A 19,416-nucleotide genomic window follows, 5' to 3' on the forward strand; every position below is an offset into this window, starting at 1 on the left:
AACAGGCCCTTCTTGATGATGGGCCTGTTTTGTATTTGATTTACATTTTGTGGATGGTGCCTCGTTGGTGTTTTTTGGCAAAGAACAAGGCTTTGTCTGCAATTCCCACAAACTTTTCCGCGGTCATATCTGCGGGGATTGGATCGCAATGACGAATCCCAACAGTAATTGTCAGGTATTGAGAAACGTGTGATGTGTCGTGTTCAAGTGCGAGAGCAGCGATCGTGTCGAGGAGGTTCTGAGCATGCTGAATGCAGTTTTGCTCTGAAATGCCGGGCACAAACACCAGAAACTCATCTCCCCCATATCGAAAGCACAAGTCGCTATCGTGAGCCCATTGCTTGATAGCTTTCCCTAACGCTTTTAACGCTTCATCTCCTTTGATGTGTCCATAGTGATCATTGAACTCCTTGAAACAATCAATATCGATCATAAATACCGCCGCACCGAGGTTATTTTGCCTTGCGAGTGTTATCGCGTCGGGTAGCAACGCATCCATTGCGTAACGGTTATAGACTTGAGTGAGGTGCTCTCGGTAAGTGAGTCGTTCAAGCTCCAATTGTTGTTGGGCTAGTTTGTCGAGAGCTCGTTGATATTCGGAGATATTACGTACTGTCCATAACACGTATTCCGTATTGGGCAATGGGATGACCAGGGCGCTAAAATGTTGAATTTCAATTGGACCCTGAATCCCCTCAAAACATGTGAGATCTTTCGGGTTGAGCGAGTAGCTGAGTTCAGCGGGCTTTTGTGTATTGATGACATCAACGATCACCTGACTGAACCAAGTTGCCTTGTCGGCAGGTAAAACTTGCTCTTGGTTAAGGCCGATCAGGGAGGCAGGGTTATGATGGCGTTTCGTGTCTGTGCCACCCCAAGCTTCAACATAGACCCCAGACTTGTTGAGTAAGAATGTCGGTTCTGGTAGTGATTCAAAGACAGCATGCATGAGATCTGGGCTATTGGCGACTGCCGCTGAAAATGTCGAGCTCACGAGTCTTATCCTTACGGTTCTTGTCTCCCTTAACTATAGTTTACCCATAGAATAAATGACTTATAAAAATACAACTCTCAATAATATGATCGTAAACATGATAAAAAGAGCGCTAATTATTGCATTCGTGGTGGGGACTCTACTGAATTTAATCAACCAGTATGATGCAATCCTAGGTGAGGCGACTATCCATTGGACTAAAGCGCTTTTGACCTACTGCGTGCCTTTTTGTGTCTCACTGTTCAGCAGTTGGTTAGCAACACGTGATGCTCAGGCCCATTATTCCGATGATTAGTTTTGTGATAGGTAGCGCCTATTGGAAAAATTGTTGTTTTCCATTTAGTAAAATCAAGAAATTAGGCAACAATTACACTATGACAAACGTGATTTGCACGTTAAGGAGACACAAATGGAATCATTGAAAGTCAGAGATTACATGACACTGCAAGCAGTGACGTTCAAGCCTGAAATGTCGCTAAGTGCTGCGTTGGACAAAATGATGAAGTCGAGTTATCTCGGTGGACCGGTTATTAACGAGAAAGAAGAAGTCATAGGCTTTCTCTCAGGTCATGACTTACTCGATAAGCTGGTTAAGGTCAGTTATTACTGTCAAGATACTCACATTGTGTCAGATTGTATGCATCCCGAAGTTATTTCGGTGGGACCGGATACTTCGATTATCGAGTTGGCAGATATGATGCAGGTAGGTAAGCCTAAAGTGTACCCTGTTATAGATAATGGGAAATTGGTTGGGATCATCACTCGCCGAGATGTGTTAAGGGCAGTAGCTAGGAATTTGGATGATTGCTTTAAGCATCCGGTATAGTTATCAAGCAAAAATGATAAAGAGAGGCGCAAATGAGCGCCTCTTGCTTTTATTATCACCAATAAATATCGGGGAAGAGAATGCAAAACCAGAGCGCAAAATTTGTTGAAGGCTCCACTATGCGCCATATTTTGGTGATGTCTGGGGCTGGCTCTGTTGGTTTGATGGCCCTGTTTGTTGTTGACTTACTGGACATGCTGTTCATCAGTATGTTGGGGCAAGTCGAGCTAGCGGCTGCCGTTGGTTTTGCAGGCACTCTGGTATTTTTCTCCACCTCGATTTCAATTGGTACCTCAATTGCAATGGGCGCGTTGGTGTCCAAAGCGATTGGCGCTAAACAACGCGCTCATGCTAGGCACTTAAGCAGTAGTATTATTGCCACGGCGTTTGTTATCAGTAGCGTGGTTAGCGCTGTGATGTTTATTTATATCCCCGAGTTGTTGCAGGCGATTGGTGCGAAAGGGTACGTGGCAGAGCGTGCAGAAGCTTATCTGAGAATACTGATCCCAAGCGGCCCTGTGATTGCTATTGCTATGTCCGCGGGGGCAGGTTTAAGGGCGGCTGGAGATGCAAAGCGCTCCATGTGGGCGACGCTTGCAGGCGGTATTGCTAATGCGATTCTTGATCCTATTTTTATCTTTGGTTTTGGTTGGAATGTTGAAGGGGCAGCGATTGCCACCGTCTTTGCCCGCTTTACCGTGTTGTTTTTTTCTATCTATCCGCTGATTCGCGTTCATCAACTAGTTGCACCACTATCTTTGCCCGATTGGAGCCGTAATCTCAAAGCAATTTTGATGATTGCGATTCCAGCCATTATTACCAACATCGCAACGCCGATTGGAAATGCGATTGTCACTACGTCAATTGCACAGTATGGCGAAGACTTTGTGGCAGGTTATGCGGTTATCGGACGTTTGATCCCAGTGTGTTTCGCGGTGATATTTGCTCTGTCGGGGGCAGTCGGGCCAATCATAGGCCAAAACTTCGGAGCAGAGAGGTTTGATCGTGTACGTGACACGTTAAACAACTCACTAATCGTGACCACCACCTACACGATTCTGGTTTGCTTCATTCTCTACTTCGCACAATCGTTAGTGATCTCTGGATTCAGCTTGAAAGGTGACGCCGCCGTTATCGTCTCTGCCTTTTGTACCTATGTGGCCGTGAGCTTTATTTTCAATGGGGCGCAATTTGTTGCCAATACCTCTTTCAATAACCTTGGTAAGCCGCTGTTTTCGACAGCATTAAACTTAGGTAAAGCGACGTTGGGGACCTTGCCGTTTGTTTATTTAGGTTCGAGTTGGTTTGGGGCGCTAGGCGTGCTGTATGGTCAAGCGTTTGGGTCGATTGTATTTGGTATCCTAGCGACCTTTGTTTTACGTATGCACTTGGCCGACTTAATGAAAGGTGAAACCACAGAGCTGGTGGAGGAAGATCCCTCGATTACCAGTATCAACTCTCAGCCGTTTTGTACTCATGATGCTGTCTTGATTGATGAAGTGGCCAGTCAGAAAGACATCTTGCCTCAGGAAGTAAAAAATAGTTGACCTTGGAGTTGACTCCAAGGTTTATGATTAAGGTGTACATTCAATGGAGATAAACTTATGTGCACCAAACATCAAGCATGTCGTTCAGATAAAGTAGCGGTTAATCCCTCAAATACAGGCTCTTGTGCCAGCCCAAAAATTTCAACCATTAAGATGGCAGGCGTTGAAACGGCAGATTCTGGCTGCTGCTCAGACAACTGCACTAGTGGTACGGATCCAGCCGATGAGGAAAGTGACTCCGGCCGGTTACAAAAACCAAATGTGACGCAAAGCTGGAAAATCGGTGGTATGGATTGTCCATCCTGCGCGCGAAAAATTGAAACTGCCGTCAACAAAGTTGATGGTGTTGTTGAAGCAAAAGTTCTGTTTGCGACAGAAAAATTGGTTGTAAAAGTAGACCACTCTGGTGTGGCACAACTGGTTGAACAAACTATTCTTGATACTGGCTTTAGCTTTGCCAGCCCCAACTCTTCTTCTAATCAAAAAACGGCTTCTGGCTGGAAACATATCTTCAAGCAAAACGCCCAGATTATTGCCATTGCATCGGCGATGGCGGTTGCGGCAGTGCTCAAACCGGCTCTTCCTTTAGCCAGCGAATGGATGTTTATCCTAACGTGTTTGGCTGGCCTATATCCCATCGGTAAGAAAGCCATTGTATTAGCCAAATCAGGTACGCCCTTTGCCATTGAAACACTAATGAGTGTGGCAGCACTGGGGGCTCTTTATTTGGGGGAGACTGTCGAAGCAGCCATGGTATTGCTGCTGTTCTTGATTGGTGAGCAGTTAGAGGCCTTTGCCGCTTCTCGAGCCCGCAGCGGCGTTCAAGCCTTGATGGAATTGGTGCCGGAAACCGCGACCAAAATTGTTGATGGCCAGCGTGTTGAAGTCTCAGCCAGTGAGTTGCAACCGGGTGATATCATTGAGGTCTCGCCTGGTTCAAGATTGCCTGCAGATGGCAAATTAGTCGGTGACGTAGCCAGTTTCGATGAAAGTGCACTCACTGGTGAATCCATCCCAGTCGAACGTTATCAAAATGAATCCGTCATGGCTGGCGCTGTTGTGGTGGACAAAGTGGTGCGCTTCACCATTACCTCTAAACAAGGTGAGAATGCCATTGATCGTATTCTTCATCTAATTGAAGAAGCAGAATCACGTAAAGCGCCTCTGGAACGTTTCTTAGACAAATTTAGCCGTTGGTACACGCCACTCATGATGCTGGTGTCGCTGTTTGTGATTATCGTGCCGCCAATGTTCTTTGCTCAGCCATGGGAAACTTGGGTATATCGTGGTCTGGCGTTGCTGTTGATTGCATGCCCTTGTGCACTGGTGATCTCCACACCAGCAGCGATTACATCGGGGTTGGCTGCGGCAGCAAAACGTGGGGCTCTAATCAAAGGCGGAGCGGCGTTAGAACAACTTGGAAAGATTGAAACCATTGCCTTCGATAAGACGGGTACTTTGACTAAAGGTAAACCGGAAGTGACGGACATTATCACATTTGGTGATGTTAGAGAGTCCGAAGTACTCGAAAGTATCGCGGCTATTGAGGTGGGTTCAAGTCATCCTCTGGCAGTCTCGCTGGTGAACAAAGCCAAATCAACAGGTATCCACTTACCGGAAGCTTTGGACAAACAGGCGTTGATCGGTAGTGGTGTCCGCGGTGTGGTGAATGGGGTTGTGTATCAGGCAATTGCACCAAGTAAGCTTGGGTTTGAGTTGAGCGGTAACATCGAATCTCGTATTCAGCAGATGGAAGAGCAAGGTAAGACAGTCGTAGTAGCTGTGCAGAATGAAGATACGGTAATGGGCCTGATTGCCTGGCAAGATACCTTGCGTGAAGACTCCGCGCAAGCAGTGAAAGCGTTGAGAGGCTTAGGCATCAATTCGATTATGTTAACGGGGGATAACCCGCGCAGTGCGCAAGCGATCAGCTCAATGATCAACATTGATTTCAAAGCCAGCCTGCTGCCTCAGGATAAAGTAACCTATGTTGAGGAGCTGTCCTCCAACGCGAATGTCGCTATGGTTGGTGATGGCATCAATGATGCTCCTGCGATGAAAGCATCAAGCATCGGTATTGCTATGGGTGGCGGTACTGACGTTGCTCTTGAAACCGCAGATGCTGCAATCACTCACAACCGTTTGGTGGAGCTGGCAAGTATGATAGAGCTGTCACGTGCGACACTAAGCAATATTCGTCAGAATATCTTCTTAGCTCTGGGTCTGAAGGGAGTGTTCTTAGTGACCAGTTTATTGGGTATTACTGGCCTCTGGGTGGCAGTATTAGCAGATAGTGGGGCAACAGCGATTGTGACGTTGAATGCGCTTCGGCTATTGAAATTCAAGTCTCAGCAGGATTAGCCCATTCACAACATTTCTGGTTAAACGCTCAGCCTCTGTATCTATGGTGCAGAGGCTGTTTTTTATGCAACACAAGAAGCCGATTTGTATAAAAATGTGATGCCAACCGATTTTATGTGCAAGGTTAATTCTTTTTGCGCTCATCTATGTGAGTTTAATCACTCTTTGGTAAGGCTGAGTCAGATAAAGTATTCCTGTACCCAATGAAATTTAAAGAACGAAAAGATTCGGACGCTGAATCAAGTTTCGTCAAAACAAGGAGCCCCCTATGTCTCAAGCCGTATTTCACTTAGGTGTTACTGAAGCTGATCTTGCTGGTGCGACACTCGCGATTATTCCAGGTGACCCAGCTCGCGTTCAGAAGATCGCTGAAGAGATGGAAAATCCAGTATTTTTGGCTAGTCACCGTGAATACACCCTGTACCGTGCAGAGCTAGATGGCAAGCCAGTTGTGGTTTGTTCTACAGGTATCGGCGGCCCTTCAACTTCAATCGCGGTTGAAGAACTGGCGCAACTTGGTGTACGTACTTTCTTACGTGTTGGTACTACAGGTGCAATTCAGCCACACGTTAACGTTGGTGACATGATTGTATCAACAGGCTCGGTTCGCTTGGATGGTGCAAGTCTTCACTTTGCTCCAATGGAATTCCCAGCAGTGGCAGATTTTGAAGTGGCTACAGCAATGAAAGCGGCGGTTGAAGAGTCTGGTGCCACTGTTCATATGGGTGTAACAGCATCAAGCGATACGTTCTACCCAGGTCAAGAGCGTTATGATACGTTCTCTGGCCGTGTGGTTAAGCGCTTCCAAGGTTCTATGAAAGAATGGCAAGATATGGGTGTGCTTAACTTTGAAATGGAGTCTGCGACACTGCTAACCATGTGTGCTAGCTCAGGCTTGAAAGCTGGCTGTGTGGCGGGTGTTATCATCAACCGTACTCAGAAAGAGATCCCAGACCATTCAACGCTGAAAGAAACAGAAGCGCGTTCAATCAAAGTTGTGGTTGAAGCTGCACGCAAAATGCTTTAATTCTCCGTAGAGAGTGAATCTGAAGCCTCACATTGGTATGTGAGGTTTTTTTGTTGTGGGTATCATTGAGAGCTGATGCGTTAGCCGATTAATCTCTCTTGGGCAACGCTTTGCTGGTTGACTAACACCGTTTGTGCTCGCTTGAAGAAGTTAAAGTCTGTTGCAGTCGCACTGGTATAGGCTCCCATCATACGCCCAACCACTAAGTCACCGTTGTTCAACTTGGGTAGCATGATGTTTTCAGCAATCACGTCAATGCTGTCGCATGTTGGTCCTGCTAAAACGCTCGGTAAGCATTCACCCTCTTTATTTAAGGTTGTCAGTGGGTATTTAGCGTCATCGAACATTAACCCACTAAAGGAGCCATAGATACCGTCATCAAGGTAATACCAGATTTGTCCATCACGCTCTGCTTGCCCCATAACTGAAGCGACACTCGTCATAGCTTGAGCGACAATAAAACGCCCTGGCTCAGCGATAACTTGAACGGTTTCAGGTAGCTGACTCAATGCTTGATTTATCGGCTGGCAAAAGAGCTCAATAGGCATTACTTGTGAGTTGTAGCTGACAGGAAAGCCACCGCCAATATCCAATGTGCTCAAGGCTGGTAGATTTTGAACAACCACTTGTTCCATCACTTCGCAGCAAGTGTTGATCGCATCCACATACTTCTGTGGATTCATCGTCTGAGAACCGACATGAAATGACAAACCCTTGATGTGAATATTCCACTCTTGAGCTTGAGCAATTAACTCTAGCGCTTGTTTTGGAGTGCAACCAAACTTTTTCGACAGATCAGCGAAGGCCTCAGAGTTACGAAAACTTAAGCGAACCAACAACTCGACTTCATCTCGATAAGCAACAAACTTTTCCAGTTCATTGATGTTATCTACTACAAAGACTTTGCATCCATAAGCAAGAGCGTCACGAATGTCGCTATCGCGTTTGATTGGGTGAGTGTGAATAGTTCGTTCAGCAGGTACACCTTGTTGTTCGACCAACTCAACTTCTCCACTGGTGGCTAGGTCGAAACTGGCTCCTTCTGCTAACAGTGTTTGCACCACAGCAGGATGTGGCAAAGGCTTCAGTGCAAAGTGAAGAGTGACATTTGGTAATGCGCGACTCAAAGCTTGGTATTGCTGACGTACTACATCGCAGTCCAGTAACAAAAGTGGTGAGCCCAATTGCTCTACAGACGATTGGATAAGTTGTGACTCTTGCGCAGATAGTGCGTTAGAAGTGTAAGACTGAAAATCAAGGACAGAATGAGCGATAGCCATGGCTAATCTCCAACAAAGTTAAGACACGTTCACTAAGTGATAGGTAGAACGTGGAGCGTCAAAAAATGCGCAATGCGCAGTCAAAGTCACTCTTGGATAGTTGCTCTATCGCCTTGCCACAAACTGCTGTGATGTACTCGGATTGGCTATCATCAAGAAGCGGGGTGATAGTAAAAGTATCAATCCTTTCGATCAATAGCGGAACCTAGAAAAGAAAATGAATAATTTTTGTCGTTACGATAAGAGATTATTGAGTCATTTCCGAGTAATTAAAAATCGAGAGAGGCTAACACTGACAGTGTTAGCCTGTTGTTACTAGCTGTATGCGATTTTAGGTAAAGGCTGGTATAGGCTTTCTGTCATGTCGGATAGCATCTGGTCGTAAACTTGTGAAATGATCAGTGAGATATCGGTGGTTAGTTGATAAAGCTCTTCTATTGATAGCAGCATCTCATCGGATGCACTGACTTCAGACAAGGTATGCATGGCTTTAGAGCTAAGTGGTGAAGAAATTGACATTGGGCAGATAAGCGACAGTTGATTGAGTTTACGTCTCGATTTATCGCAGTAGTACTTCACACGCAGCATTCCTTCTGGGTAATGGGCCTCTTGAATGGACACACGTAATTGAGTCAACACCTCCATACTGTCTAGTACCTGCTGCCAATTGAGGTGGTACTCGTCACTAAGCTCTTCTCTGCCGGATTCAATCAGCCAAGCAATCGCAACTTCATCCATTAGAAACAGGCAATGGCGTATCGCATGACCATGAATGACTTGATTGCGCGCAACAGAACGTTGTGACCAGTCTTTATGTAGTCCTTTTAGTTTAAGCTGCAGTATTCGATACATAGGTTTGTTCTCAAATTGTGCAACGGAGATAAGTTCACCGGATGTATCTATCATCTGATTATAGAGACGGTCTAACTCAAGATGTGTGTGTGATGGACTTTGATTGAACAGCGCTTGATGAGTCAGAGACCTATGCTGTCGGCTGAGTAGTAACACCTTCCTAAGTAAGACCAGAATGTCGAACTTTCTTTGAAGTGTTGACTGACGGTGTTTTGAAAAGTGAAACAGTGCCAGCAAAATACTGAGTGATATAACGATAGAAATAAGCACAAACATAACCAACTCCTTGTTGATTGATACCTCTTTATGGGTAGAGCAGGTTCGGTGCCAGAAATTTATCAATTATATTTCAATGGTTTATTTATATTAGGTGTACTGGTGTGCTCTTAGAAGGTGCACCAGCTCACCAAAAGTGTGAAATAGGGCACAAAAAAGCCCCGCTACACCAGAGGGCGGGGCTTGAATAACTAAAAGTCAGTTGACTTACATGACACGCATGCCTGGCTGGGCACCTTCGTGCGGCTCTAGGATCCAAAGATCACTGCCACCTGGGCCTGCTGCCAGTACCATGCCTTCAGACATACCAAACTTCATCTTACGTGGTTTAAGGTTTGCCACCATGACTGTGTGCTTACCAATCAGATCTTCAGGCTTGTAAGCGGACTTAATGCCTGCAAATACCTGACGCACTTCACCACCGATATCCAGCTTCAATTTGAGAAGCTTGTTTGCTTTTGGTACTTCTTCACACTCAATGATCTTAGCAATACGAAGATCAACTTTCGCAAAGTCATCGAATTCGATTTCGTCCGCAATTGGTTCTTTATCAAGTTCAGTCTGGCTTGCTTGGTTCTTTGCTGCTTCTGCCGCTTCTTTTGCTGCAACTTCTGCTGCTGCATCTTCTTTTGAAGCTTCAACCATTGCTTCAACCTTCTTAGGATCGATACGGTTGAACAGTGCTTTGAACTTAGTGATTTCGTGACCAGTCAGTGGTGCAGCGATACCTTCCCAAGTCAGTTCTTCGTTTAGGAAGCCTTCACTTCGCGCAGCAAGCTCTGGCATGACTGGTTTTAGGTAAGTCATCAGAACGCGGAATAGGTTAATACCCACAGAACAGATGTCTTGCAGTTCTTGGTCTTTACCTTCTTCTTTCGCTACAACCCACGGTGCTTTTTCATCAACGTATTGGTTTGCTTTGTCTGCTAGCGCTGTGATTTCACGGATAGCACGGCCAAACTCACGAGTTTCAAAAAGCTCTGCGATACGATCAGCGGCTGCAACGAATTCGTTGTATAGCTCAGGCTCAGCGAACTCTGAAGATAGCTTGCCTTCAAAACGCTTAGTGATAAAGCCTGCGTTGCGAGAAGCTAGGTTAACGATCTTGTTGACCACGTCTGCGTTAACACGCTGAGTGAAATCTTCAAGGTTAAGGTCTAGGTCATCGATACGGCTGTTTAGCTTCGCTGCGTAGTAGTAACGTAGGCACTCTGGGTCAAGGTGATTCAAGTAAGTAGCTGCTTTGATGAATGTGCCTTTCGACTTAGACATCTTAGCACCGTTTACGGTCACGTAGCCGTGGACGAATACGTTGTTTGGCTTACGGAAGCCAGAGCCTTCAAGCATTGCAGGCCAGAATAGCGAGTGGAAGTAAACGATGTCTTTACCGATGAAGTGGTAAAGCTCAGTTGTGCTGTCTTTATTCCAGTACTCATCGAAATCTAGGTCATCGCGCTTGTCACATAGGTTTTTGAATGAGCCCATGTAGCCGATAGGGGCATCGAGCCATACGTAGAAGAACTTGTCTTTCTCACCTGGGATTTCAAAGCCGAAATATGGTGCATCACGAGAGATGTCCCACTGTTGGAGACCTGACTCAAACCACTCTTGCATCTTGTTTGCTGTTTCAGCTTGAAGTGAGCCAGAGCGTGTCCACTCTTGCAGCATGCTTTCAAACTGAGGTAGATCGAAGAAGAAATGCTCAGAGTCTTTCATTACTGGAGTTGCGCCAGATACTGCTGATTTAGGCTCAATCAGTTCAGTCGGGCTGTAAGTCTCACCACAGTTGTCACAGTTATCACCGTATTGGTCTTCTGACTTACACTTAGGACAAGTACCTTTTACGAAACGGTCCGGTAGGAACATCTCTTTTTCAGGGTCGAAAAGCTGAGAGATAGTGCGGCTAGAAATAAAGCCGTTCTTTTTCAGCTCAAGGTAGATGTGCGAAGCCAGCTCACGGTTCTCTTCAGAGTGCGTGCTGTGGTAGTTATCGAAGCTAATATCGAAGCCAGCGAAGTCTTTTTGGTGCTCTTCACTTACTGCAGCGATCATCTCTTCTGGCGTAATTCCCATCTGTTGTGCTTTTAGCATGATTGGCGTGCCGTGAGCATCGTCAGCACAGATGAAGTTTACAGTGTTGCCACGTAGGCGTTGGTAGCGAACCCAGATATCAGCTTGAATGTGCTCAAGCATATGACCTAGGTGAATCGAACCGTTAGCGTACGGAAGGGCACAAGTGACCAGTAGTTTTCTTGGATCGTTTGCCATACTTAATATTCGCTTCTTAAGGTGTATGAAAAAATAGAGAGTAATACTACCTTATCCCACCAGTGACTCCAAGGAGTCATCAGCGTGATTACCTTAGTTTTTTCGGGGTTCAGTCCAGCGCCGCTCAGTGCTACGATTAGATGCATAAGGAGGACCTATGCGTCAGTTCACTTCAAAGCAAGAATTTTGTGCTTGGTTAAACCAATTTGAGCACCCGAGTTTGGCTCCGCAATGGGCATCTGTGGCCAATATTGTCACGGTCGGAGCGAATGCTATCCAGATCGCGATTCCATTTGCGGCTAAAGCGCTCGTTAGCGAGTTGTCTGAATGGGTTCAGTCTCAGCAACAAGGTGGTGAGGTTGCCGCTTTTGAGTGTGAGGTTACCGTGGCACCTAAACCATTGGAAACTCATGTCGGCCATGAAGTAAAAGGGGTAAAAAATGTCATCGCAGTGACGTCTGCGAAAGGCGGTGTCGGTAAATCGACCACTTCAGTCAACTTAGCGCTTGCCATGGCGCAATCTGGTGCAAAAGTCGGGTTACTTGATGCGGATATTTATGGGCCGTCCGTACCAATGATGCTTGGCCAGCAAAATGCGACACCGGTTGTTCGTGATGACAAGTGGATGCAGCCGATTGCCGCACATGGCATTTACACACATTCGATTGGTTATCTGGTATCGAAGGATGAAGCAGCAATTTGGCGCGGGCCGATGGCGTCTAAAGCACTGGCTCAACTGCTAAATGAGACGGAGTGGCCAGAGCTGGATTATCTGGTGATCGATATGCCGCCGGGTACGGGGGATATTCAGTTAACACTCGCGCAGCAAATTCCTGTGACAGGCGCTGTGATAGTGACCACGCCACAAGATCTCGCATTGGCCGACGCGCGCAAAGGTGCGGCAATGTTTGAGAAGGTACAAGTTCCAGTTGTTGGTCTAGTCGAGAACATGAGTTACCACATTTGCAGCCATTGTGGTGGTAAAGAACACATCTTTGGAGCAGGTGGAGCAGAGAAGATGTCGAGTGAATATGGTCTCGATTTATTGGCTCAAATTCCTCTGCACATCTCTATGCGTGAAGACATCGATAACGGTTGCCCTACGGTGGCAGCGCGTCCAGATTCTGAACATGCGGCTCAGTATATTCAACTAGCAGAGTCTGTCTGTGCCCGAATGTACTGGCACGGCAAGGAAAAGCCGGCATCTATCCAATTTACAATGGTTGAGTAACGGTGAAATGAGCGCTTTTTACGCGCTCATTTGTACATCTTATGGTTTGTAATCGTTTGCGCTGTTGTTATTTATTCCATTTGTAGGTTTGGGCTAAATCCTTACTAGCAACTACAGGCTGAACTCCCTATAATCAGGCGGTTTATCTATTACACACTAATACAATGTGTGCTTTTATGCACAATGCTAGTATTAGAACATGACACCAATTCAATTCATCGGGTGCAAGAATAATGTCTGATAATAATCAATGCGTCATCGTCGGTATTGCTGGCGCGTCTGCTTCTGGAAAAAGTTTAATCGCCAGCACTATCTATAATGAGCTTCGTGAGAAAGTGGGCGATCATCAAATTGGTGTGATTACGGAAGATTGCTATTACAACGATCAGGGTCACCTGAGCATGGAAGAGCGTGTTAAGACCAACTATGACCACCCGAGTGCGCTGGACCATGACCTTCTCTGTGAGCATCTTGAAATGCTAACTCGTGGTGATGCTGTCGAAGTTCCTGAGTACAGCTATACCGAACATACACGTACAGAGAATACGACCTCAATGACGCCTAAGAAGGTGATCATTCTGGAAGGTATTCTTCTTCTAACTGACCCACGCTTACGTGATTTGATGCATGCGACTGTCTTTATGGATACACCTCTCGACATCTGTTTACTACGCCGTGTGAAGCGCGATGTAGAAGAGCGTGGCCGGACGATGGAATCTGTATTGAAACAGTACCAAAAAACAGTGCGTCCAATGTTTATGCAGTTTATTGAACCTTCTAAGCAGTATGCCGATATCATTGTTCCTCGTGGTGGTAAAAACCGTATTGCTATCGATGTACTCAAAGCTCACATTGCAAAACTTTTGAAAGCTTAAGCCCTTATCTCGTTCAGGCGCTTTATTTTTTATGTAAGAAGTGGCACTTTAAGTGCCACTTTCTTTTTATGAGACATAAAAGTTCTCCGACAAGACTTATACTTGGGATATTTGTCCACTCACGTCTGGCAATACCCGAATAGCAAGGATAATGCTGATGAAGAAACTGTTCCTATTTATAGCGATTCCTCTAGTAATCATTATCGGTGCTCTATTGGCACTGGTGCTTTTGGTTAACCCAAACCAATTCAAACCTCTTATTGTTGAGCAAGCGCAGAAACAAACTGGCCTTGAGCTAGTGATTGAAGGCGATATCAGCTGGCAATTCTTCCCATCTATCGGCTTTGAGCTTGGTAAAACGGAACTGCGTAACCCGCAGGGTTTTAGCCAGCCAAACTTGTTCAAAGTTGAAACGGTGGGCATTGATGTGTCCGTTATGCCTTTATTCAGCCAACAGCTTGAAATTGGCAACATCACTTTGGATGGCGCAGAGTTTTACTTAGAAACACTCAAAGATGGCCGTAAAAACATCGATGCTTTGACTCAGGCACAAACTACGCAAGCGGAATCTGCCGCAGCGGATACGCCAAAGAGTGAAGCGCCAGTTGAAGCAACCTCGACAGAGTCAGCTGCTGATCCAGCCTCTGCTTGGACGATCAATCTTGCCGGTGTGACAGTCTCTAATGCTGCGGTTGAAATCCAGGATAAGCTGGCTGGTTCGTACACTAAGCTCTACGATGTGTCGCTCAACTTGTCGGAGTTTGCAGTAGATACTTGGACCAAGGCCGATTTTGCCGCTAAAGGCGAAAACAACCAGCAAAAGTTCACGGCGCAAGGCAGTGCCGAGTTTAAGCTAGCAAAAGGTTTTGCTGAGTATGCGCTGCGTAATATTGACCTCAATGCGAGCTTTAGCGATCCGGCAACCAAGATGGATTCAATCAAGCTAGGGTTGGAAACCTTTGAGTTTGATAAAGCCAATGCTTTGACTTACAGCATTGCAGGTCAAGCGGCTGGTCTAGATATTAATATGAAAGGCGCTGGTGCACTGACGGTCGACAAAGCGATTTCTAAAGTGGTGATGAACAAACTGACTTTGGATGCGACATTCAAAGGTGACTCATTGCCGCAATCGCCAATGAATGTGGATATGGCGTCTGATTTGACGTTTGATCTGACAAAAAACCACTTGAGCTTTGTGTTAGAGAAGTTAACCGCCAACGTACTTGCTTTCGATGGAAAGGCGGATGTGACGCTAGGTGATATTCCAAAAGTGCGTTTTGCACTGCACAGTCCAAATATTGATTTGGATGAGTTTCTTGGTCTCAATAAGCCAGCAGAGAATACTTCAACATCAAGTACCGCAGGTACGCAAAATACAGGCTCGACAAGTTCTAATAGCGCTTCTGCATCGACAAGTAAGCCGCAGGCCGAAGTAGAACCGGATCTGTCAGCGTTGAAGACGTTGGATGTCAAAGGTGACATTGCCATTGATAAGTTCAAAGCCAGCAACGCCAGAATGCAGAACGTTAAAGCGAGCTTCAACATCAATCGTGGTATCGCAGAGTTGACATCGTTCACGTCAGACTTGTACCAAGGTTCAATTTCAGCAACCGCTAAATTGGATGCGCGTAAGAGCCCAGCCTCTTACACGGCGAAGAAACAAATCAAAGGGGTGAAAGTTCAGCCGTTACTGAAAGATGTGGTAAACAATGACAAGCTGGAAGGCACAGGTAATATTGATGTTGACGTTAAAGGCAGTAGCCTGACGCCAACGGGTATTCAGAAAAACTTAATCGGGACTGTTGGTATTAATTTCACCGATGGCGCGGTTAACGGCATTAATGTGGCACAGTTAATTCGTGAAAACTACGCCAAGATAAAAGGCCAGAAAGTCGAGTCGACCAACGAGCCCCAAAAGACGGATTTCAGTGCGATGAAGGCGACACTGAAACTGAACAAGGGCAATGTGTCGACCAAAGATTTAACCATGCAATCACCACTGCTGCGCATTCGTGGTAATGGTAGCGCCAATTACCTGAATCAAACCGTCGACTTCACGGTTAGCACTTCAATCGTTGGCTCGCTAGAAGGTCAGGGCGGTAAAGACATTGATGAGTTGCGTGATGTAACGATTCCAATCAACATCTCTGGGTCTTGGCAGCAACCTAAGTTCAAGTTGGTTTTCGATGATGTTCTGAAGCAAAAAGCGCAGAAAGAAATTGATCGCGGCCTGAAGAAGCTCGATGAGAAACTGGGCGATAAGATTAAGGATGAGAAGACCAAAGAAGCAGTTAATGGGTTACTGAAAGGTCTATTCAACTAACCCACTTGGATATCAATTGAAAGCGCACCTCAGGGTGCGCTTTTTTTGTTTCTGGTCCACTTACAAAGTCATTACAAGTGCTTACAGATTCATATTGTGAATGTGAGTAGAGTGGAGTTCTGACTAAGGAGGGAACATGAAACGACTGACTTATCTTTTACCATTTATGGTTGTGCCAGCGTAGGCTGGGGAATTCGATCCTAGCCCCTACGCTAAACAAGGCTGTCCGGCTGATTTCTTTACACAAAAAGCAACGGTGTTTAATGCCGTTACGATTTGTGCAACGAACCAGGTGCCGATTGATAAACTGTGCCACGCTGCGAATGTTGCCGCACAGTGGCTAGACAACGATCAAGATGGTCAGGTTGACCAAACGAGTATTGTTAATGAGCTTCAGGGTAATCGAGCAACATTGGTCATGAGTGCCAGAGGATTTAGTAACCAAGCGTTTGAACAAATGGACATCGATGGCATTGTTGGGCAGGACTTGTCCGCGGAAGAAACCAATCCAGATGCGGATCGAGATGCCTCCCAGGAAGAGATTCATCATCTGGTCTTAAACGCGGGGTGGCAAGGGTTGTTTCCGGATGTATTCAGCGATCAAAGTTCTCAGCAGAGTGAGCTGTACCGCCAATGGCAAACTGCAGAGCAGAAAGGTTACTACTATTATGATGACCCGACATGCGATGACGCGTGTAAAGTTACTGAGTTCTTCTATCTGGCAACCGCTGCGTATTCAGGATCTCAGGCGGATTTGTTTTCTAATGAGATGAGGCTTAAGACGAGAAAAGCACTGAGAGATAAATTGCCAGGCACAGTTGCTATCATGGAATCAGAACGCTATCACTATCCCATATGGCCTGACGGACATTATAAGCATCAAAACAACATCCATATCGAATAGAGATACAGTGCCAGCGGCACGAAAGCGTGGCGCAGACTGACTACGCCACCGACCAGAAAATCTTTACCAATCAACACCCTTGAGCGCTTTCACCCCAGATTCAAAAGCATGCTTAACGTTTTTCACTTCTGAAACAGTATCGGCCATTTCGATCAACGTACGATGCGCGCCGCGACCTGTGATAACGACAGATTGCATCTTTGGGCGGTTGTTCAGTGCTTCGATGACTTCATCAAGTTCAATGTAGCCGTAGCTGATCATGTAGGTTAATTCATCAAACAGAATCACGTCGATAGACTCATCGCTCAACATTCGCTTACATTCTTGCCAAACTTTTTGTGCGGCTTCGGTATCGGTGGCTTTATTCTGAGTTTCCCAAGTAAAGCCAGTCGCCATGACTTGGAATTCTACTCCGAGTTTTTCTAGCAGATTACGCTCACCGTTATCCCATGTCCCTTTAATAAACTGGGCAACCGAGCATTTGAAACCATGGCCAACTGCGCGAGCGATAGTACCAAACCCTGAGGTGGACTTACCTTTACCGTTACCAGTGATGATCAGTAGCAGGCCTTTTTCTTCCTGAGCAGCAGCAACTTTAGCGTCGATTTGCTCTTTCACTTTTTGCTGACGCGCTTTATGGCGTTCTTCTTTGTGGCTTTCAGAGGTCACGGTAAATCCTTTTTAATTTAGTCAAACTGTGCCTATCATAGCGTATCTAAGGCAGAGCAAAAAACCATTGGTTTTAAAGGGAAAGGCTAGGAAGAGGTATGGCAAAGAAACTATTAGTTGTCTGTATGGGAAACATTTGCCGTTCTCCCACGGGAGAAGCAATTCTGCGCGCGAAAGCAGAGCAAATGGGTGTGGATGTCGAAGTCGATTCCGCGGGTACGATTGGCTACCACCAAGGTAACCCACCAGATCCTCGCTCGAAAGCTGCGGGTGAGCAGCGAGGTTATTCATTCAAAGGGATTCGTTCCCGCAAAGTTGTTGATAGCGACTTTGAGCACTTTGACCTGATTTTGGCGGCTGATCGAGACAATTTAGCTGACTTGAAAGAGCAATGCCCATCTCAGTATCAAGATAAGCTCAGGCTGTTTCTTAGCTTTGGAGAAGCGGGTGAAGAGGACATTCCGGATCCCTACTACGGCGGTGATAAGGGGTTTGAGTTGGTGTTGGATTTGATCGAAGAAGCATCAGAAAAACTTCTTCGATCTCTTTAGCTTAGGCGGCCATCACTCGGCCGCTGAAATAATCGTTTGAAACAATGTATTCCGTATTGCGGATCAGCTCATCGTGGATTTTAGCCCAATGGGTGTCTTCTTGTTCGTAGCAAGGGACCACACCACCGACTCGAATGTTAAACGGCGTCAGCTCTTTGGCCCAGCTCTGGGTAAACCCGGCAACCATAGAGGTCGCGTTTTCAAATCCGGACAAATCATGGTAATCCGCGTGAGCAATCACATTCACAATCACACCATTTTTCTTATCCTGACGCATTTTTTCCGCAGTCGCCTGACCAAAGCTAAATAATGTTGCGGCCATTAAAGATAAATGCTGGGTAAAGACATCACCAGCCCGATCATCAAAGAATTTGGGCATCGTTTGACTGGTTAGGGCATTGATCAAAACGTCTGGCGAATGATGAACCGATAGATCAATAAATTCAAAAAGTGAGTGGATAGAATCCATCGAGTGATCCGGCAATGCGTATTGATATATGTCTGATGAAATGGCTTTGCAACGGACAAACGTTTCGTTCAATTGAGCCGCGCTTTTATCACAAAGAACGACGGTGGCACCCAGTGAAGCAAAGTGCGTAGCAAGTGTACTACCAAGCTGTGAGCCCGCCGAAGTGATTAAAATCACGGCACTTTTTATATTCATATAGTGAGCCTCCGTCCATGGCTGAAAAGGTTGTCCACATAGCATGGTAGATTGCTTGTTACTTAAGTGTGAATAAGCTCAAATAACGTGTGTATATCTTGTGCTTGCGGTGAATAATTTGCACTCATTCACATTAATAAGTGATTGATTGAGTATTAGAGGAAAGGACGAACAGGTTTATGTGATCTTGATTGATCTTCAAACTTGCGTTTGGATTTGGAAGGTTCGCTGGGCTTTGATCAATTGGTTATAGAGATCAATTGGCATCAGTTCTTTTGCTTCTTTTTCACCTAGTTTCCGGCGCTGATGACCCGATAAATTATTGTAAATCTCTTCAGGAAAGTCGTGTGTGTCTTCCGGCAGGTATGTCAGAACTTCAGGGTGAAGGTAGTGAGTGAGCTTGGCGCTCGGTAAACCTGAGCGATGAAACATATCGGCTTGCATCGCCGAGATAGGATAGGAGTCCTGATCAGAGCGGATTTTCTGGGGTGGTGGTAACTCGAAACGGCGCCTTAAAGCTTCTTCGGTTGCGTCCTGTTCATTTATTTTTTCGATAGGTGTGTTATCGCGAACGTCGTCAGAAAACATTGATAGAATTAAAGCGAAATCGGCACGACGCCCTTCGTGAACAGCATGGTTAATCCCCTTGCCGAACTGAAGTTCGTTAATAATGCTCGCTTTGTCTAAGGTGTGAATCTGAGTTTGCATGTTACCTCGCTTGATGCCTATGTAGCGGCAATATCGAGGTGAACTTTAGGGGAAATGACT

17 protein-coding genes are annotated in these 19,416 nt (G+C 45.9%); 10 read left to right on the forward strand and 7 right to left on the reverse strand.

Annotated features, from left to right (window positions below):
* Positions 1-40: 40 nt before the first annotated feature.
* Positions 41-994, reverse strand: coding sequence for a sensor domain-containing diguanylate cyclase (locus tag L1D31_RS16565; protein WP_239838176.1), 954 nt, complete (start codon positions 992-994; stop codon positions 41-43).
* An 85-nt stretch (positions 995-1,079) separates the two neighbouring features.
* On the opposite strand from L1D31_RS16565, the gene nrtS reads away from it, so the two are divergent.
* The 5 genes from nrtS to udp all read left to right on the forward strand — a co-directional run bounded on the left by nrtS (position 1,080) and on the right by udp (position 6,755).
* Complete coding sequence (gene nrtS, locus L1D31_RS16570) at positions 1,080-1,289, forward strand: nitrate/nitrite transporter NrtS (RefSeq protein ID WP_239838275.1); 210 nt, start codon at positions 1,080-1,082, stop codon at positions 1,287-1,289.
* A 114-nt stretch (positions 1,290-1,403) separates the two neighbouring features.
* Positions 1,404-1,820 carry a CBS domain-containing protein gene (locus tag L1D31_RS16575; RefSeq protein WP_239838177.1) on the forward strand — a complete coding sequence of 139 codons (417 nt, stop codon included), beginning with the start codon at positions 1,404-1,406 and terminating at the stop codon, positions 1,818-1,820.
* An 80-nt stretch (positions 1,821-1,900) separates the two neighbouring features.
* The gene (locus L1D31_RS16580; protein ID WP_239838178.1) at positions 1,901-3,367 is read left to right on the forward strand and encodes an MATE family efflux transporter; all 1,467 of its coding nucleotides are present in this window, start codon (positions 1,901-1,903) and stop codon (positions 3,365-3,367) included.
* Positions 3,368-3,424: 57 nt separating this feature from the next.
* Complete coding sequence (locus L1D31_RS16585; RefSeq protein ID WP_239838179.1) at positions 3,425-5,728, forward strand: zinc/cadmium/mercury/lead-transporting ATPase; 2,304 nt, start codon at positions 3,425-3,427, stop codon at positions 5,726-5,728.
* Positions 5,729-5,996: 268 nt separating this feature from the next.
* Entirely contained in the window at positions 5,997-6,755 is a 759-nt protein-coding gene (udp, locus tag L1D31_RS16590; protein WP_239838180.1) for a uridine phosphorylase, read from the forward strand.
* Positions 6,756-6,835: 80 nt separating this feature from the next.
* On the opposite strand, the gene L1D31_RS16595 is transcribed toward udp, so the two are convergent.
* The 3 genes from L1D31_RS16595 to metG all read right to left on the reverse strand — a co-directional run bounded on the left by L1D31_RS16595 (position 6,836) and on the right by metG (position 11,431).
* The gene (locus tag L1D31_RS16595; RefSeq protein WP_239838181.1) at positions 6,836-8,035 is read right to left on the reverse strand and encodes a type III PLP-dependent enzyme; all 1,200 of its coding nucleotides are present in this window, start codon (positions 8,033-8,035) and stop codon (positions 6,836-6,838) included.
* Positions 8,036-8,350: 315 nt separating this feature from the next.
* Complete coding sequence (locus L1D31_RS16600) at positions 8,351-9,163, reverse strand: hypothetical protein (protein WP_239838182.1); 813 nt, start codon at positions 9,161-9,163, stop codon at positions 8,351-8,353.
* 207 nt (positions 9,164-9,370) lie between these two features.
* Positions 9,371-11,431 carry a methionine--tRNA ligase gene (metG, locus tag L1D31_RS16605; RefSeq protein ID WP_239838183.1) on the reverse strand — a complete coding sequence of 687 codons (2,061 nt, stop codon included), beginning with the start codon at positions 11,429-11,431 and terminating at the stop codon, positions 9,371-9,373.
* 157 nt (positions 11,432-11,588) lie between these two features.
* Between metG and apbC the strand changes: the two genes are divergently transcribed.
* From apbC to L1D31_RS16625, 4 genes are all read left to right on the forward strand, one after another.
* Complete coding sequence (apbC, locus tag L1D31_RS16610; RefSeq protein WP_239838184.1) at positions 11,589-12,662, forward strand: iron-sulfur cluster carrier protein ApbC; 1,074 nt, start codon at positions 11,589-11,591, stop codon at positions 12,660-12,662.
* A gap of 233 nt (positions 12,663-12,895) precedes the next feature.
* Positions 12,896-13,537: a uridine kinase gene (udk, locus tag L1D31_RS16615; RefSeq protein WP_239838185.1), complete on the forward strand. Its 642-nt coding sequence runs from the start codon at positions 12,896-12,898 to the stop codon at positions 13,535-13,537.
* Positions 13,538-13,694: 157 nt separating this feature from the next.
* Complete coding sequence (locus tag L1D31_RS16620; RefSeq protein WP_239838186.1) at positions 13,695-15,860, forward strand: AsmA family protein; 2,166 nt, start codon at positions 13,695-13,697, stop codon at positions 15,858-15,860.
* A 256-nt stretch (positions 15,861-16,116) separates the two neighbouring features.
* Positions 16,117-16,764 (forward strand): hypothetical protein, encoded by a 648-nt coding sequence (locus tag L1D31_RS16625; protein WP_239838187.1) that lies wholly within the window; start codon positions 16,117-16,119, stop codon positions 16,762-16,764.
* Between the two features lie 63 nt (positions 16,765-16,827).
* Here the strand turns inward: L1D31_RS16625 and cobO are convergent, their stop codons facing one another.
* Positions 16,828-17,433 (reverse strand): cob(I)yrinic acid a,c-diamide adenosyltransferase, encoded by a 606-nt coding sequence (gene cobO, locus L1D31_RS16630; RefSeq protein WP_239838188.1) that lies wholly within the window; start codon positions 17,431-17,433, stop codon positions 16,828-16,830.
* Positions 17,434-17,531: 98 nt separating this feature from the next.
* On the opposite strand from cobO, the gene L1D31_RS16635 reads away from it, so the two are divergent.
* Positions 17,532-17,984, forward strand: coding sequence for a low molecular weight protein-tyrosine-phosphatase (locus L1D31_RS16635; protein ID WP_239838189.1), 453 nt, complete (start codon positions 17,532-17,534; stop codon positions 17,982-17,984).
* A gap of 1 nt (position 17,985) precedes the next feature.
* On the opposite strand, the gene L1D31_RS16640 is transcribed toward L1D31_RS16635, so the two are convergent.
* Positions 17,986-18,648, reverse strand: a complete 663-nt coding sequence (locus tag L1D31_RS16640) for an SDR family oxidoreductase (RefSeq protein WP_239838190.1) — start codon at positions 18,646-18,648, stop codon at positions 17,986-17,988.
* A gap of 198 nt (positions 18,649-18,846) precedes the next feature.
* Positions 18,847-19,356, reverse strand: coding sequence for a VC2046/SO_2500 family protein (locus L1D31_RS16645; RefSeq protein WP_239838191.1), 510 nt, complete (start codon positions 19,354-19,356; stop codon positions 18,847-18,849).
* Positions 19,357-19,416 lie beyond the last annotated feature (60 nt).

This window comes from Vibrio sp. Isolate23 (genome assembly GCF_022398095.1).
GTDB lineage: Bacteria > Pseudomonadota > Gammaproteobacteria > Enterobacterales > Vibrionaceae > Vibrio > Vibrio coralliilyticus_A.